At 56.3% G+C, this 15,085-nt stretch carries 13 protein-coding genes and 1 other RNA gene; 8 read left to right on the top strand and 6 right to left on the bottom strand.

Annotated features, from left to right (window positions below):
• Window positions 1-2: 2 nt before the first annotated feature.
• From pheT to btuC, 3 genes are all read left to right on the top strand, one after another.
• Window positions 3-2,390 carry a phenylalanine--tRNA ligase subunit beta gene (gene pheT / locus HMPREF1144_RS19700; RefSeq protein ID WP_004851792.1) on the top strand — a complete coding sequence of 796 codons (2,388 nt, stop codon included), beginning with the start codon at window positions 3-5 and terminating at the stop codon, window positions 2,388-2,390.
• 4 nt (window positions 2,391-2,394) lie between these two features.
• Window positions 2,395-2,694: an integration host factor subunit alpha gene (gene ihfA / locus HMPREF1144_RS19695; protein ID WP_004851790.1), complete on the top strand. Its 300-nt coding sequence runs from the start codon at window positions 2,395-2,397 to the stop codon at window positions 2,692-2,694.
• Between the two features lie 100 nt (window positions 2,695-2,794).
• Window positions 2,795-3,781: a vitamin B12 ABC transporter permease BtuC gene (gene btuC, locus HMPREF1144_RS19690; RefSeq protein ID WP_009653750.1), complete on the top strand. Its 987-nt coding sequence runs from the start codon at window positions 2,795-2,797 to the stop codon at window positions 3,779-3,781.
• 26 nt (window positions 3,782-3,807) lie between these two features.
• On the opposite strand, the gene HMPREF1144_RS19685 is transcribed toward btuC, so the two are convergent.
• Window positions 3,808-4,608: a MetQ/NlpA family ABC transporter substrate-binding protein gene (locus tag HMPREF1144_RS19685; RefSeq protein ID WP_004851786.1), complete on the bottom strand. Its 801-nt coding sequence runs from the start codon at window positions 4,606-4,608 to the stop codon at window positions 3,808-3,810.
• 224 nt (window positions 4,609-4,832) lie between these two features.
• Between HMPREF1144_RS19685 and HMPREF1144_RS19680 the strand changes: the two genes are divergently transcribed.
• From HMPREF1144_RS19680 to selO, 4 genes are all read left to right on the top strand, one after another.
• Window positions 4,833-5,384 (top strand): glutathione peroxidase, encoded by a 552-nt coding sequence (locus HMPREF1144_RS19680; RefSeq protein WP_009653761.1) that lies wholly within the window; start codon window positions 4,833-4,835, stop codon window positions 5,382-5,384.
• Window positions 5,384-6,133 (top strand): vitamin B12 ABC transporter ATP-binding protein BtuD, encoded by a 750-nt coding sequence (gene btuD / locus HMPREF1144_RS19675; RefSeq protein ID WP_004851782.1) that lies wholly within the window; start codon window positions 5,384-5,386, stop codon window positions 6,131-6,133. The genes HMPREF1144_RS19680 and btuD overlap by 1 nt, the downstream gene beginning before the upstream one ends.
• 81 nt (window positions 6,134-6,214) lie before the next feature.
• Window positions 6,215-6,679 carry an NlpC/P60 family protein gene (locus tag HMPREF1144_RS19670; RefSeq protein WP_004851780.1) on the top strand — a complete coding sequence of 155 codons (465 nt, stop codon included), beginning with the start codon at window positions 6,215-6,217 and terminating at the stop codon, window positions 6,677-6,679.
• Between the two features lie 161 nt (window positions 6,680-6,840).
• Window positions 6,841-8,283, top strand: a complete 1,443-nt coding sequence (selO, locus tag HMPREF1144_RS19665; RefSeq protein WP_009653765.1) for a protein adenylyltransferase SelO — start codon at window positions 6,841-6,843, stop codon at window positions 8,281-8,283.
• A 34-nt stretch (window positions 8,284-8,317) separates the two neighbouring features.
• On the opposite strand, the gene hemP is transcribed toward selO, so the two are convergent.
• The 3 genes from hemP to HMPREF1144_RS19650 all read right to left on the bottom strand — a co-directional run bounded on the left by hemP (window position 8,318) and on the right by HMPREF1144_RS19650 (window position 10,693).
• Window positions 8,318-8,497 carry a hemin uptake protein HemP gene (gene hemP, locus HMPREF1144_RS19660; RefSeq protein ID WP_160741222.1) on the bottom strand — a complete coding sequence of 60 codons (180 nt, stop codon included), beginning with the start codon at window positions 8,495-8,497 and terminating at the stop codon, window positions 8,318-8,320.
• A 162-nt stretch (window positions 8,498-8,659) separates the two neighbouring features.
• Window positions 8,660-9,706, bottom strand: a complete 1,047-nt coding sequence (gene aroH, locus HMPREF1144_RS19655; RefSeq protein WP_004851774.1) for a 3-deoxy-7-phosphoheptulonate synthase AroH — start codon at window positions 9,704-9,706, stop codon at window positions 8,660-8,662.
• A gap of 153 nt (window positions 9,707-9,859) precedes the next feature.
• Complete coding sequence (locus HMPREF1144_RS19650; RefSeq protein ID WP_004851771.1) at window positions 9,860-10,693, bottom strand: pyruvate, water dikinase regulatory protein; 834 nt, start codon at window positions 10,691-10,693, stop codon at window positions 9,860-9,862.
• Between the two features lie 342 nt (window positions 10,694-11,035).
• Between HMPREF1144_RS19650 and ppsA the strand changes: the two genes are divergently transcribed.
• Window positions 11,036-13,414 (top strand): phosphoenolpyruvate synthase, encoded by a 2,379-nt coding sequence (gene ppsA, locus HMPREF1144_RS19645; RefSeq protein ID WP_009653737.1) that lies wholly within the window; start codon window positions 11,036-11,038, stop codon window positions 13,412-13,414.
• An 82-nt stretch (window positions 13,415-13,496) separates the two neighbouring features.
• Here ppsA and rprA read toward each other — a convergent pair.
• An RNA gene (gene rprA / locus HMPREF1144_RS31775) (antisense sRNA RprA) lies at window positions 13,497-13,604 on the bottom strand.
• A 213-nt stretch (window positions 13,605-13,817) separates the two neighbouring features.
• Entirely contained in the window at window positions 13,818-14,939 is a 1,122-nt protein-coding gene (gene ydiK / locus HMPREF1144_RS19640) for an AI-2E family transporter YdiK (protein WP_009653741.1), read from the bottom strand.
• Between the last annotated feature and the right edge of the window lie 146 nt (window positions 14,940-15,085).

The raw sequence follows: 15,085 nt of genomic DNA, 5'->3' as shown, positions 1-15,085 counted from the left end.
CAATGAAATTCAGTGAACTGTGGTTACGCGAGTGGGTTAACCCAGCTATCGATAGCGAAGCGCTGTCGGACCAGATAACGATGGCCGGCCTTGAGGTTGACGGCGTTGAACCGGTTGCGGGCAGCTTCAACGGCGTTGTCGTTGGGGAAGTGGTTGAGTGCGCTCAGCACCCTAATGCTGACAAACTGCGCGTCACAAAAATTAACGTCGGCGGCGAACGCCTGCTGGACATCGTCTGCGGCGCGCCAAACTGCCGTCAGGGCCTGAAGGTTGCCGTTGCAACCATCGGTGCCGTACTGCCGGGCGATTTTAAAATTAAAGCGGCAAAGCTGCGCGGCGAGCCGTCGGAAGGCATGCTGTGCTCCTTCTCCGAACTGGGAATTTCCGACGATCACAGCGGTATTATCGAACTGCCTGCCGACGCGCCGCTGGGTACCGATATTCGCGAATACCTGAAGCTTGACGATAACACTATCGAAATCAGCGTCACGCCAAACCGTGCCGACTGCCTGGGTATTATCGGCATTGCCCGCGATGTCGCCGTGCTCAACAAGGCGCCATTGAATGTCCCGGAAATGACCCCGGTGGCCGCGTCCATCGACGACGTTCTGCCAATTCAGGTCGATGCGCCGGAAGCATGCCCGCGCTACCTGGGCCGTGTGGTAAAAGGCATTAATGTCAAAGCGCCGACGCCGTTATGGATGAAAGAGAAGCTGCGCCGCTGCGGTATTCGCTCCATCGATGCCGTGGTTGACGTGACCAACTACGTTCTGCTCGAGCTCGGCCAGCCGATGCACGCCTTCGATAAAGACCGCATTGAAGGCGGAATTATCGTGCGTATGGCGCATGAAGGCGAAACCCTGGTCCTGCTCGACGGCTCCGAGGCGAAGCTGGATACCGATACTCTGGTTATTGCTGACCACCAGAAAGCCCTGGCCATGGGCGGAATTTTCGGCGGCGAGCACTCCGGCGTAAACGATGAAACGCAAAACGTTCTGCTGGAATGCGCGTTCTTCAGCCCGCTGTCCATTACCGGCCGCGCCCGCCGTCATGGTCTGCATACCGATGCTTCCCACCGCTACGAGCGCGGCGTGGACTCCGCGCTGCAGTATCAGGCAATGGAGCGCGCAACCCGCCTGCTGATGGATATTTGCGGCGGTGAAGCGGGCCCGATTATTGACGTGACCAATGAAGCGACTCTGCCGAAGCCTGCGACCATCCGCCTTCGCCGCAGCAAACTGGATCGTCTGATTGGCCATCACATTGAAGATGCGCAGGTTAGCGACATTCTGCGTCGTCTGGGCTGTGAAGTTACCGAAGGCCAGGATGAGTGGCATGCCGTGGCGCCGAGCTGGCGTTTCGACATGGAGATCGAAGAAGACCTGGTCGAAGAGGTTGCCCGCGTTTATGGCTATAACAATATTCCTGACGAACCGGTGCAAGCGGGCCTGATCATGGGCAGCCACCGCGAAGCGGATCTGTCGCTTAAGCGCGTGAAAACGCTGCTCAACGACAAAGGCTATCAGGAAGTGATTACCTACAGCTTTGTTGATCCGAAAGTACAGCAGTGGATCCACGCCGGTGAAGAAGCGCTGATTCTGCCGAGCCCGATCTCCAGCGAAATGTCAGCGATGCGTTTGTCATTGTGGACCGGTCTGCTCGGGACGGTGGTCTACAACCAGAATCGCCAGCAGAGTCGCGTCCGCATCTTTGAGAGCGGCTTACGCTTTGTTCCCGATACGCAGGCCCCGCTGGGTATTCGTCAGGACGTGATGCTGGCTGGCGTCATCTGCGGTAACCGCTATGAAGAACACTGGAACCTGGCAAAAGAAACCGTCGATTTCTATGATTTAAAAGGCGATCTGGAGTCTGTTCTCGACCTCACGGGTAAACTGTCCGACATCGAATTCCGCATCGAAGCCAATAATGCGCTTCATCCGGGCCAGTCGGCGGCGATTTATCTGAAAGGTGAACGTATTGGTTTTATTGGGGTTGTTCATCCCGAGCTGGAACGTAAACTGGATCTGAACGGCCGCACGTTGGTGTTCGAGCTGGAGTGGAACAAGCTTGCAGACCGCGTGGTGCCTCAGGCGCGTGAAGTTTCTCGCTTCCCGGCGAACCGTCGCGACATCGCCGTCGTTGTGGCAGAAAACGTTCCCGCAGCCGATGTTTTAGCCGAGTGTAAGAAAGTTGGCGTAAATCAGGTAGTTGGCGTAAACTTATTTGACGTGTACCGCGGCAAGGGCGTAGCGGAAGGTTTCAAAAGCCTCGCTATCAGCCTTATCCTCCAGGATACCAGCCGTACACTCGAAGAAGAGGAGATTGCCGCTACCGTCGCCAAATGTGTAGAGGCATTGAAAGAGCGATTCCAGGCATCATTGAGGGATTGAACCTATGGCGCTTACAAAAGCTGAAATGTCAGAATATCTGTTTGATAAGCTTGGGCTTAGCAAGCGGGATGCCAAAGAGCTGGTAGAGTTGTTTTTCGAAGAAGTCCGTCGCGCTCTGGAAAACGGAGAGCAGGTAAAACTCTCCGGGTTCGGCAACTTCGATTTGCGAGATAAGAACCAACGCCCGGGCCGTAACCCGAAAACGGGAGAGGATATTCCTATTACAGCCCGGCGTGTGGTGACCTTCAGACCCGGACAGAAGTTAAAAAGCCGTGTCGAAAACGCTTCACCCAGAGAGAAATGATCTGGACTGACTAATCAAAAAGGCCGCTATGCGGCCTTTTTTCTTTTCCTGGCCGAATATCGTAAAATCAATCACATCCTTTTTCTCAACTCAGAAATCTATGCTGACCTTTGCTCAAACTCAACGGCGCCGCAACCGGCGCTGGCTTGCGGTATTAACGTTGCTGCTGCTGGTTACGTCGACCATCAGCCTGTGCGCGGGCGACCAGTGGATTGGCCCCGGTGAATGGTTTAGCGCCAAAGGCGAGCTGTTTATCTGGCAGATTCGTTTGCCGCGCACCCTGGCCGTCCTGCTGGTGGGCGCGGCGCTGGCCCTGTCCGGCGCGATTATGCAGGCACTGTTTGAAAACCCGCTGGCGGAGCCCGGGCTGCTGGGGGTATCAAACGGCGCTGGGGTTGGCCTGATAGCCGCCGTGTTGCTGGGAAAAGGGCTGCTTCCGGGCTGGGCGCTGGGGCTGTGCGCCATCGCTGGCGCGCTGGTCATTACCTTTATTTTGCTGCGTTTTGCCAGGCGGCATCTCTCGACCAGCCGTCTGCTGCTGGCGGGCGTGGCGCTCGGTATCATATGCAGCGCGCTGATGACCTGGGCGGTCTACTTCTCAACCTCTTTCGATCTCCGCCAGCTGATGTACTGGATGATGGGCGGCTTTGGCGGCGTGGACTGGCAGCAGCTGTGGCTGATGCTGGCCCTGCTGCCGGTGCTGGCCTGGGTGTGCCTGCAATCGCAGCCTCTTAATCTGTTAGCGCTGGGGGAGGTTTCCGCACGCCAGCTGGGGCTACCGCTGTGGCTATGGCGTAAAGTGCTGGTGGTGGCCACCGGCTGGCTGGTGGGCGTCAGCGTGGCGCTGGCCGGCGCGATCGGCTTTATTGGTCTGGTTATCCCGCATATTCTGCGCTTATGTGGTTTAAGCGATCACCGCGCGCTGCTTCCGGCCTGTTTGTTAGCGGGGGCCAGCGCGCTGCTGGGCGCGGATATTATCGCGCGTCTGGCGCTTTCGGCGGCGGAATTGCCGATTGGCGTGGTCACCGCCACTCTGGGCGCGCCGGTGTTTATCTGGTTATTGCTGAAATCAGGCCGCCCGCAGTGAGGGGCGGCCGTAAGCGGTTGATAGTATTACCAGCCCTTAATCGCATCGCCTTTGTAAACTTCCGCTGCCTTGTCGGCAACCTGCTGAGTCTGGAAGGCCTCTTTCAGCTCCTGGACTTTTTTGCTGTCTTTATTATCTTCGCGCGCAACAATGGCGTTGACGTACGGCGAGTCCGGGCCTTCCATAAATAGCCCATCGCGGGCAGCCGAGAGACCGGCCTGAGCGGAGAAGTTGGTGTTGATGATCGACAAGGCGACGTTCGGGTCATCAAGCGTACGGGTCAGCTGCGGCGTGTCGACTTCCACGATTTTCAGCTGCTTAGGATTGTCGATAATGTCCAGCGTCGTCGGCAGGTAGCCTGTACCCTCTTTCAGCTTGATTAAACCTTGCGCCTGCAGCAGCAGCAGGCTGCGGCCCAGGGTTGTGGTTTCGTTAGAGATGGAAATCGTCGCGCCGTCAGGCAGTTCGCTGATATTTTTGATTTTCTTCGAGTAGGCGGCGATCGGGAAGACGAAGGTTTTACCGACAATGGCAAACTTATAGCCGCGCTCTTTTGATTGTGCCTCAAGGTAAGGCAGCGTCTGGAAGGCGTTAGCATCGACGTCTTTATTGTTCAGGGCTTCGTTCGGCAGAACGTAATCATTAAATGAGATTACCTCAACGTCGAGGTTGTATTTCTCTTTGGCCACCTGTTCTACGACTTTCCAGATAGCCTCATCCGGCCCGGTATTAATGGCGACTTTAATCTTATTATCTTCATCCGGCGAGCATGCCGAAAGCAGCGCAACGGAGGCCGCGATTAACACCGCGCTAAACATCTTCTTCATCAATAAAACTCTCTTAAATTAACAAGTAACGAAATGCTATTACATCCATCCACCACTGTACACTGAATTGGGCGCTCCCGGTGTTGAGATGAATTCATGTTGTGCTGCCTGTTACATCAAGAGACACTCCCGGGGGATTCAAAGTAGAATGACCCAGTCTGAATCCGCTACAGTAGATAGGGATCACCTGAAGCAGTAACCGGTATATTCACTGAGGGAAGGCTATGCAACACAATATTCTCAATACTGAAGTCACCACCATCGATGGTGAGAAAACAACGCTCACCCCGTGGGCAGGCAACGTCCTTTTGATTGTCAACGTCGCGTCAAAATGCGGCCTGACGCCGCAGTATGAGCAGCTGGAGGCGCTGCAAAAAGATTTAGAAAGCGAAGGTTTTAGCGTACTGGGCTTTCCGTGCAACCAGTTTTTGGGTCAGGAGCCGGGTAGCGAAGAAGAGATTAAAACGTTCTGTAGCACGACTTACGGCGTGACTTTCCCGATGTTCAGCAAAATTGACGTCAACGGTGAACATCGCGCGCCTCTGTACCAGAAGCTGGTTGAGGCCGCCCCGCAGGCTATCGCCCCGGAAGGCAGCGGTTTTTATGAGCGCATGGCCAGCAAAGGAAGAGCGCCGCTGTACGTGGATGATATTCTGTGGAATTTTGAAAAATTCCTCATCGGCCGCGATGGTCAGGTCATCGGCCGTTTCTCACCGGATATGACGCCGGATGATCCGCAGCTGGTGGCCGCTATTAAAGGAGCTTTAGCCAAATAATGCCGTTTTTGATGCAGCTACAGGATGTAGAAGAGGCGGGGCGGCTGGCGCCGTTTTCAGCCGATATCAGGCCGGGAGAGATCGTTCATCTGGTGGGGCCAAACGGGGCGGGGAAAAGCACGTTGCTGGCGCGTATGGCGGGGCTCTCTACCGGCCCGGGCCAGGTAAAACTGAATGGACGCCCGCTGAATGACTGGCTGGCGCAGGAGCTGGCGCGTCATCGGGCCTATTTAAGCCAGCACCAGATGCCGCCTTTCGCCATGCCGGTCTGGCATTATCTGTCGCTGCATCTCCAGGACGACGCGCAAAATGGGCTACTGACGACCATCGCGGAGAAGCTGGGCTTAGGCGACAAGCTTGGGCGCCAGGTGAATCACATCTCCGGCGGGGAGTGGCAACGCGTGCGCCTGGCGGCGGTAATACTGCAGATTCATCGTCAGGCTAACACGTCCGGACAGTTGCTATTGCTGGATGAACCGATGAACAGCCTGGACGTGGCGCAGCAGGCCGCGCTGGACCGACTGTTAAGCGAACTCTGCGCCTCGGGGATTGCCGTCGTGATGAGCAGCCACGACCTGAATCATACCCTCCGACACGCCCATCGCTCCTGGCTTATCTGCCGGGGGGAGACGATCGCCTGCGGCAGCACCGCCGAGGTATTAAGCGAAGAAAATTTAACCGCCGCGTATGCCATCGACTTCCAGCGGGTCGAAGTGGCGGGTCATCTTATGCTCGTTGCGTCACAGTAGCACGCAGTCAGCTTGCCAGCGAATTGATAAACAAGGTAAATTATCCTGCTATCAGGATAGGGAATAGAGGATTCGTCTGAGATGCGTTTTTGGCTCGTTTTGTGTATTGCGTTATTTCTGGCGGGTTGTAGCAGCCATCGGGCGCCGCCGCCCAATCCACGGCTTGCTGATTCGATTACCGTTGTTGCTAACCTGAATGAGCAGCTAAGGAACTGGCGGGGAGCGCCGTATCGCTACGGCGGTATGTCGCCGCGCGGCGTTGATTGTTCCGGGTTTGTGCTGATGACCTTCCGCGATAAGTTCGCCTTGCAGCTGCCGCGCGAAACGCGTGAACAGGCGGAGATTGGCACAAAAATCGATAAGAGCGAACTGCTGCCCGGCGATCTGGTCTTCTTCAAGACCGGTTCCGGAGAGAGCGGTCTGCACGTCGGTATTTACGACACGGATAACCAGTTTATCCACGCCTCCACCAGCCAGGGCGTGACGCGCTCGTCGCTGGATAATGTCTACTGGCATAAAAAATTCTGGCAGGCGCGAAGGATCTAGCCTCGATACGTCAAAGCGTAGCGTGGCGTTTTCTTGCCCGGCGGCGGTAACGCCTTACCGGGCAGCGCCACAACGCCCGTCTAGTCTTTTATCGCAATAACCCATCCATTCCTCCGTGTTAATAATTTGTTGAAAGCACTACACTGAAGGCAGGAGGAACCATGACCCTGTCTTTTACTAGCCACTGGCGTGATGAACTGCCGGATTTTTATACCGCTTTAACCCCTACGCCGCTGGAGAATGCGCGGCTTGTCTGGCATAACGCTCCGCTGGGGCGAACGTTGGGCGTTGACGCGTCGTTATTCAGCCCGCAGAAGGGCGCTGGCGTATGGGGCGGCGAAACGCTGCTGCCGGGAATGTCGCCGCTGGCGCAGGTTTACAGCGGCCACCAGTTCGGCGCCTGGGCCGGGCAACTCGGCGACGGGCGCGGTATTCTGCTCGGCGAACAGCAGCTCGCTGATGGTCGTCGCTTTGACTGGCACCTTAAAGGCGCCGGGCTCACTCCCTATTCGCGAATGGGCGACGGGCGGGCGGTGCTGCGCTCGACGATCCGCGAGGCGCTGGCCTCGGAAGCGATGCATGCGTTGGGCATTCCCACCACCCGCGCGCTGGCGATAGTGGCCAGCGATACGCCGGTATACCGCGAAACCGTCGAGCGCGGGGCAATGCTGATGCGGCTGGCGGAAAGCCACGTTCGTTTCGGCCATTTTGAGCATTTTTACTACCGTCGCGAGCCTTTGAAAGTGCAGCAGCTGGCGGATTACGTGATTCGTCACCACTGGCCGCATCTGCAAAATGAAGCGGATAGGTACCTTCTGTGGTTCAGTGACGTTGTCACCCGAACCGCGGAGATGATTGCCTGCTGGCAAACGGTGGGCTTTGCCCACGGGGTGATGAATACCGACAATATGTCGATTCTCGGCCTGACGATGGACTACGGTCCGTACGGTTTCCTTGATGATTTCCAGCCTGGCTTTATCTGTAACCACTCCGATTATCAGGGGCGCTACCGCTTTGATAATCAGCCGGCGGTAGGGCTATGGAACCTGCAACGGCTGGCGCAGACGCTCTCGCCGTTTATCAGCGCTGAGGCGCTGAACGGCGCGCTGGATAGTTACCAGCAAGCGCTGCTGACGGCGTATGGCCGCCGCATGCGCGACAAGCTCGGATTGTTTACCCAGCAAAAAGGGGATAACGAGCTGCTGGACGGCCTGTTTGCGCTGATGGAACGCGAGGGCAGCGACTATACGCGGACTTTCCGGATGCTCAGCGCCAGCGAGCAGGAGAGCGCCGCCTCGCCGCTACGCGATGAGTTTATCGACCGCGAGACGTTCGATAGCTGGTTTACCGCTTACCGCGCGCGCCTGCGCGATGAACAGGTTGAGGATGCGCAAAGGCAGGCGCGGATGCGCAGCGTGAACCCGGCGATCGTGCTGCGTAACTGGCTGGCTCAGCGTGCCATTGAACAGGCGGAGCAGGGGGATATGAGCGAGCTGGAGAGCCTGCATAGCGCACTCTCTCACCCCTTTGCCGATCGGACGGATGAATATATTCAGCGTCCACCGGACTGGGGAAGGCGTCTTGAAGTAAGCTGTTCCAGCTAGCGATCGTTATCCCTGCCTTTATCGGCGGGGATAATTATTTGGTCAGGATCAGCTTGCCCGAATGGGTCTGACGCAGCAGGTAGCGCTGACCGCGATGTTCAATCACCACCCGTCCCTCGCTGCCCAATAATGTCCGGCTGCTTATCTCTTTGTCCGTCGGAACCGGATACGGGGCATTGTCTGTTGTTTTTTCTGCTGTGGCAGTGTTATCCATACGCGTCATAGCACTAAAAATAAAAATCAAGGTAACAATGATAATCATTATCAATAATGTTGTTTTTCCCGGCAAGCATTATTTATCGAAATACCAGATTTAGCGGGTGTGCGGTAGGAAGGTCGAGAAATACCCCCGCCGCTGTTTCGGCGGGGAAGGGAACTACAGGCGGGTGGCGATGGCGGCGGCTAATTCATCCAGCAGCCGTTCGCTATCGTCCCAGCTCAGGCAGGGATCGGTAATCGATTGTCCCCAGGTCAGCGGCTGGCCCGCGACGACCTTCTGCGTGCCTTCCTGAAGGAAACTCTCGGCCATGATCCCGGCGATGGCGGTCGAGCCGGCGCGGATCTGCTGGCAGATATCGGCGCAAACGTCCAGCTGACGGCGGTGCTGTTTCTGGCAATTGCCGTGGCTAAAATCCACTACCAGCTGTTCCGGCAGGTCGAACTCCGCCAGCGCTTCCCCGGCGGCGGCGATATCGGCGGCGTGGTAATTCGGCTTTTTACCGCCGCGCATAATGATATGGCCGTACGGATTGCCGCTGGTCTGGTAGATGGTCATCTGTCCCTGCTTATCCGGCGACAGGAACATATGGCTGGCGCGGGAAGCGCGGATCGCATCAACGGCGATACGGGTATTGCCATCGGTACCGTTCTTAAAGCCTACCGGGCACGAGAGCGCCGAGGCCATTTCGCGGTGGATCTGGCTCTCGGTCGTACGCGCGCCGATAGCGCCCCAGCTTATCAGGTCGGCAATAAACTGCCCGGTCACCATATCGAGAAACTCGGTGGCGGTCGGTACGCCCAGTTCATTGACCTGCAGCAGCAGGCTACGCGCCAGCTCAAGGCCGTGATTCACCCGATAGCTGCCGTTCAGGTCGGGGTCGGAGATCAGCCCCTTCCAGCCAACCACCGTGCGCGGCTTCTCAAAATAGGTACGCATCACGATTTCCAGCTGCGGCTGGTAACGTTCGCGCATACCCTGCAGGCGGCGCGCATACTCCATCGCCGCATCAATATCGTGAATGGAACAGGGACCGATCACCACCAGCAGGCGGCGATCTTCACCATTGAGGATTTTCTCGATTCGGCGGCGTGAGGCGGAAACGTGTGCGGCAACGTCGGCAGACACTGGATGCCGCTGAGCCAGTTCCGCAGGCGTTACCAGGCTTTCAATGCGCGCGGTACGCAATTCGTCTGTTTTATTCATTGGGGTCTCAAAATCTGTTTCTTCCGCGGCGAAAATGCCGGGAAGTGATGCGCATCACGATAAACCAATCCCCGCTTATTGCAAGAGCAGGGCATGATCCTGTATAGGGCTCAGGTGATAGCATAAACAAATTTTTAATAATGTACTAGTGTGTTAGTACATTCTGCGGCTTAACCCCATAATATCCATGATTTTGGTGGCGATCTCTTCCACGGAATAGTTGGTACTGTTCAGGCAAGGTATCTTGTTTTTGCGGTAAAGTGCCTCGACTTCGGTCACTTCCATCCGGCACTGGCGCATGGAAGCATAGCGGCTGTTTTCCCGCCGCTCTTCGCGGATGGCCGCCAGGCGCTCCGGATTGATTGTTAAGCCGAAGAGTTTGTGCTGTAGCGGCTTAAGTGAAGCCGGAAGAATCAGATTGTCCATGTCATCGGCGATAAACGGGTAGTTGGCGGCGCGAATACCGTACTGCATCGCCAGATACAGGCTGGTGGGGGTTTTCCCGCAGCGCGAAACGCCGAGGAGGATCACCTGGGCCTGATCGAGATTACGCAGAGAAATTCCGTCATCGTGGGCAAGGGTGTAGTCGATAGCGGCGATACGCGCGTCGTATTTGTTCAGGTTACCGGGCGTCAGGCCGTGGGTGCGGTGAGCGATTGGCGTTGGATCGAGGCGCAGCTCCTGCTGCAGGGGGGCCACCAGCGCCTGGACGATATCCTGACAAAAGCCTTCGCTTTGTAGGATGATGTCGCGGATTTCCGGCAGCACGATGGAATAGAACACCAGCGGTCGAATGCCGGTCTGCTGGAAAATCGCGTCGATTTGCTCCTTCACGGCGCGCGCGCGGCTAATATTTTCGACAAACGGCAGGGTTACGCTGCTGGTGGCGACCGGGAATTGCGACATGACCGCATGACCCAGAACTTCCGCCGTAATAGCGGTACCGTCGGAAATATAAAATACGTGGCGATCTACAGCACTTTCCATTTTGACCATCCGGTATAATGAGTTTAATTGTCTGAAAGCTGATATTAAATTTAAGCATAACGCTCCAGGCTTTGTCTCATATTAAAAAAATGAAACGCTATTTTTATTTTTAATGAAAAGGTGCGTTCATTTTTCGCAACTGCGTATCTTTTGTATCAAATTTCATCAGATTTCTGAAGAATCATTAGCTTAGCTATATCTGGCAAAGAATCCTAAAAACGAAAAAATAATTTGCTTGAACGATTCACCGTTTCTTTCAGCTGGATAAATATGTCAGGATAAATCTCGTAGTCGATCGTGAATTATTTATCACTGGTATTAAATCACAAAAGGATTGTCTCGATGTCCAACAATGGCTCGTCACCGCTGGTGCTTTGGTATAACCAACTCGGCATGAATGATGTAGACAGGGTTGGGGGCAAAAATGCCTCCCTTGGTGAAATGATTACAAATCTGTCGGGTATGGGCGTGTCCGTACCGAACGGGTTTGCCACCACCGCTGAAGCCTTTAATCAGTTTTTGGACCAAAGCGGTGTTAACCAGCGCATTTATGAACTGCTGGATGAAACCGACATTGACGACGTTTCCGCGTTAGCGAAAGCGGGCGCACAGATCCGTCAGTGGATCATTGATACGCCGTTCCAGAGCGAACTGGAAAATGCGATTCGCGATGCCTATACCCAGCTGTCCGCCGATGACGCTGAGGCCTCCTTTGCCGTGCGCTCCTCCGCGACAGCGGAAGATATGCCGGACGCCTCTTTCGCCGGTCAGCAGGAGACATTCCTTAACGTGCAGGGCTTTGACGCCGTGCTCGTCGCGGTGAAGCACGTGTTTGCTTCGCTGTTTAACGATCGCGCCATCTCCTACCGCGTGCATCAAGGGTACGATCACCGCGGGGTGGCGCTCTCCGCCGGGGTGCAGAGGATGGTGCGCTCCGATCTGGCCTCGTCCGGCGTGATGTTCTCCATCGATACCGAATCCGGTTTTGATCAGGTGGTATTTATCACCTCCGCCTGGGGGCTCGGCGAGATGGTGGTGCAGGGGGCGGTGAACCCCGATGAGTTCTACGTCCATAAACCAACGCTGGAAGCGGGCCGGCCGGCAATCGTACGCCGCACCATGGGGTCGAAAAAGATCCGCATGGTGTATGCCCCCACCCAGGAGCATGGCAAGCAGGTGCGTATCGAAGACGTGCCGCAGGCGCAGCGCGACGTCTTCTCGTTAACCGACGCGGAAGTGCAGGAGCTGGCGCAGCAAGCGGTTCAAATCGAGAAGCACTACAACCGCCCGATGGATATCGAGTGGGCGAAGGATGGTCACACCGGTAAGCTATTTATCGTGCAGGCCCGTCCGGAAACCGTCCGTTCCCGCGGCCAGGTGATGGAGCGCTATACCCTCCATGCGCAAGGACAGATTATTTCCGAAGGGCGCGCGATCGGCCATCGCATCGGCGCGGGTCCGGTGAAGGTCATTCACGATATCAGCGAAATGAACCGCATCGAGCCCGGCGACGTGCTGGTGACCGACATGACCGACCCGGACTGGGAGCCGATCATGAAAAAGGCGGCGGCGATCGTCACCAACCGCGGCGGGCGTACCTGTCATGCGGCGATTATCGCGCGTGAGCTGGGGATACCGGCGGTAGTGGGCTGCGGCAACGCCACCGATCGAATCCAGGAAAACCAGAACGTGACCGTCTCTTGTGCCGAGGGCGATACCGGCTACGTGTATGCCGAAATCCTCGACTTCAGCGTTAAGAGCTCCACCGTTGGCGATATGCCGGATCTGCCGCTGAAGATCATGATGAACGTCGGTAACCCGGACCGCGCCTTCGACTTTGCCTGCCTGCCGAACGAAGGCGTGGGCCTGGCGCGTCTGGAGTTCATTATCAACCGTATGATTGGCGTCCACCCGCGCGCGCTGCTGGAGTTCGACGATCAGGAGCCGGGGCTGCAGAATGAAATCCGCGAGCTGATGAAAGGCTACGACTCGCCGAAAGAGTTCTACGTCGGTCGCCTGACCGAAGGGATCTCCACCCTTGGCGCGGCATTTTTCCCGAAACGGGTGATTGTGCGTCTTTCCGACTTTAAGTCTAACGAATACGCCAACCTGGTCGGCGGCGAACGTTACGAGCCGGAAGAAGAGAACCCGATGCTGGGCTTCCGCGGGGCCGGTCGCTATGTGTCCGAAAGCTTCCGCGATTGCTTCGCGCTGGAGTGTGAAGCGGTTAAACGGGTGCGTAACGACATGGGCCTGACCAACGTCGAAATCATGGTGCCGTTTGTCCGCACCGTTGCGCAGGCGAAAGCGGTGGTTGAAGAGCTGGAACGCCAGGGCCTCAAGCGCGGCGAAAACGGCCTGAAGCTGATTATGATGTGTGAAATTCCATCGAATGCGCTGCTGGCTGAACAGTTCCTCGAATACTTCGACGGCTTCTCTATTGGTTCTAACGATATGACGCAGCTGGCCCTGGGGCTGGATCGCGACTCCGGCGTGGTCTCCGAGCTGTTCGATGAGCGTAACGACGCGGTGAAAGCGCTGCTGTCGATGGCCATCCGCGCGGCGAAGAAGCAGGGCAAGTACGTCGGTATCTGCGGACAGGGTCCGTCTGACCACGAAGATTTTGCCGCCTGGCTGATGGAAGAGGGGATCGATAGCCTGTCCCTGAACCCGGATACGGTCGTGCAAACCTGGCTCGGCCTGGCGGAGCTGAATAAGTAAGTTCTCGCTAAAACAGGCAACTGGATACTCCCCGTCAGCTCAGCAGTGGCGGGGATTTTTTGTTTTTGGGAACAGAAAGCGGACAAAAAAAAGCCCATCGTGGGAGATGGGCAAAGACTACACACAGCAATTCGTTGTTTCACTCAGGGGATTTCCATGCTTATAAATCAATGCGTTGATTTATAACCGTGTGCTAATACTAGGCACTGAGGCTTTTTGCGTCGATCGGATTCCTCTCAATAGTTAAATTACGGTAAAGAATCTGTGCAGCAAATAGGGTTAGTAGGCAGAGGAATGCGGGATGTGGTGAGGGATAGATTAGTATTTCTTAATATTTTAGATTGTCCCGCCCGACGGTAATCAGGGGCGTAATGGGGAAAGGCGGGTTTCCCCGCCTTTTCGCTTACTTATCCTGCGAGGCTCGCGTATTCAGCTCGCTCAGTTCCTCAAGCACCAGATCGGGGTCTTTCGGCGGCGGCGGCGCCTCGTTAACCCACGCATCATACAGCCGCCAGGAGACCGCCAGCAGTACCGGACCGATAAACAGTCCTATCATGCCGAACGCCACCAGGCCGCCGATAACGCCGGAAAGGATCAGAATCATCGGCAGGTCGGCACCCATGCGAATCAGCAGCGGCCGGATAAAGTTATCCATGGTGCCGACAACGCAGCTCCAGACCAGCAGCACGGTGCCCCAGGTGGTATCGCCGCTCCAGTACAGCCAGATAATTGACGGTACCAGGACCAGCAGGGGGCCCAGCTGCACGAGGCAGGTGAAGATCATCACCACGGTGAGCAGCGCGGCGTAGGGCACGCCGCTGACCGCAAGGCCAATACCGCCAAGCACCGCCTGGGCCAGCGCGGTGACGACCACCCCCAGCGCCACAGCGCGAATCGCCTGTCCGGCGAGGATCACCGCCGCATCGCCGCGTTTGGCCGCCAGGCGTGTGGCGAAGTGACGGAAGCCATAGGCAACCTGTTCGCCTCGCCAGTACAGCAGGGCGCTAAACAGCAGCATGAGTCCGCAATAGACCAGCAGCTTGCCGATGTGCGCCGCCTGGCCAACAAACCACGTGGTGGTGGTGCCGAGATAGGGGCGAATTTTGACCATAATCGCCGTTCCCCCCATCTCCAGTAAATTGTGCCAGCCGGTATACAGCTTATCGCCAATCAGCGGAACGCTATTTAGCCACGCCAGATCCGGCGGCGTAAAGTTACCGCTGGTAATCACTTTTATTAATGGCGTGCTGTTATCCACCAGGCTGTTGACCAGCAGTGCAATAGGGATAACGAACAGTAAAAAGAGCAGCAGCGTCATCACCAGCACCGCCAGCGCGCGCTTGCCGAACAGCAGGCGCTGCAGGCGCAAAAGCACCGGCCAGGTGGCGATAACCACGGTACCGGCCCAGGCAAATGACAGGATAAATGGCTGAACGACCCACAGGCAGGAAATAATAATCAGGGACAAAAACAGCACCGACAGCAGAACTTGCGGTATGTCCCGGGGCTGATTGGGGTTAATCATGATAAAGTTTTACCTTTGCAGTCGCGTCACAAGGCTGACGCAGCGTAATTCCATGTACTGATAATAATATCAATATCTTCGCGTGCCTGATTTTGCCCTTAATTCTGGCGGGCGCATATGAAAAAAATGTGATAAAAAGTTGTGTG

Origin of the sequence: Klebsiella sp. OBRC7, from assembly GCF_000293135.1 — a bacterium.
Lineage (GTDB): Bacteria > Pseudomonadota > Gammaproteobacteria > Enterobacterales > Enterobacteriaceae > Klebsiella > Klebsiella michiganensis.
This window is presented reverse-complemented; position numbering and strand designations above follow the sequence as displayed.

Coding starts and splice junctions, on each gene's coding strand:
- aroH (WP_004851774.1), bottom strand. CDS start 9,706: ATGAATAAAACAGACGAATTGCGTACCGCGCGCATTGAAAGCCTGGTA.
- btuC (WP_009653750.1), top strand. CDS start 2,795: ATGCTGACCTTTGCTCAAACTCAACGGCGCCGCAACCGGCGCTGGCTT.
- selO (WP_009653765.1), top strand. CDS start 6,841: ATGACCCTGTCTTTTACTAGCCACTGGCGTGATGAACTGCCGGATTTT.
- ihfA (WP_004851790.1), top strand. CDS start 2,395: ATGGCGCTTACAAAAGCTGAAATGTCAGAATATCTGTTTGATAAGCTT.
- HMPREF1144_RS19650 (WP_004851771.1), bottom strand. CDS start 10,693: ATGGAAAGTGCTGTAGATCGCCACGTATTTTATATTTCCGACGGTACC.
- pheT (WP_004851792.1), top strand. CDS start 3: ATGAAATTCAGTGAACTGTGGTTACGCGAGTGGGTTAACCCAGCTATC.
- hemP (WP_160741222.1), bottom strand. CDS start 8,497: ATGGATAACACTGCCACAGCAGAAAAAACAACAGACAATGCCCCGTAT.
- HMPREF1144_RS19670 (WP_004851780.1), top strand. CDS start 6,215: ATGCGTTTTTGGCTCGTTTTGTGTATTGCGTTATTTCTGGCGGGTTGT.
- HMPREF1144_RS19685 (WP_004851786.1), bottom strand. CDS start 4,608: ATGAAGAAGATGTTTAGCGCGGTGTTAATCGCGGCCTCCGTTGCGCTG.
- btuD (WP_004851782.1), top strand. CDS start 5,384: ATGCCGTTTTTGATGCAGCTACAGGATGTAGAAGAGGCGGGGCGGCTG.
- ydiK (WP_009653741.1), bottom strand. CDS start 14,939: ATGATTAACCCCAATCAGCCCCGGGACATACCGCAAGTTCTGCTGTCG.
- ppsA (WP_009653737.1), top strand. CDS start 11,036: ATGTCCAACAATGGCTCGTCACCGCTGGTGCTTTGGTATAACCAACTC.
- HMPREF1144_RS19680 (WP_009653761.1), top strand. CDS start 4,833: ATGCAACACAATATTCTCAATACTGAAGTCACCACCATCGATGGTGAG.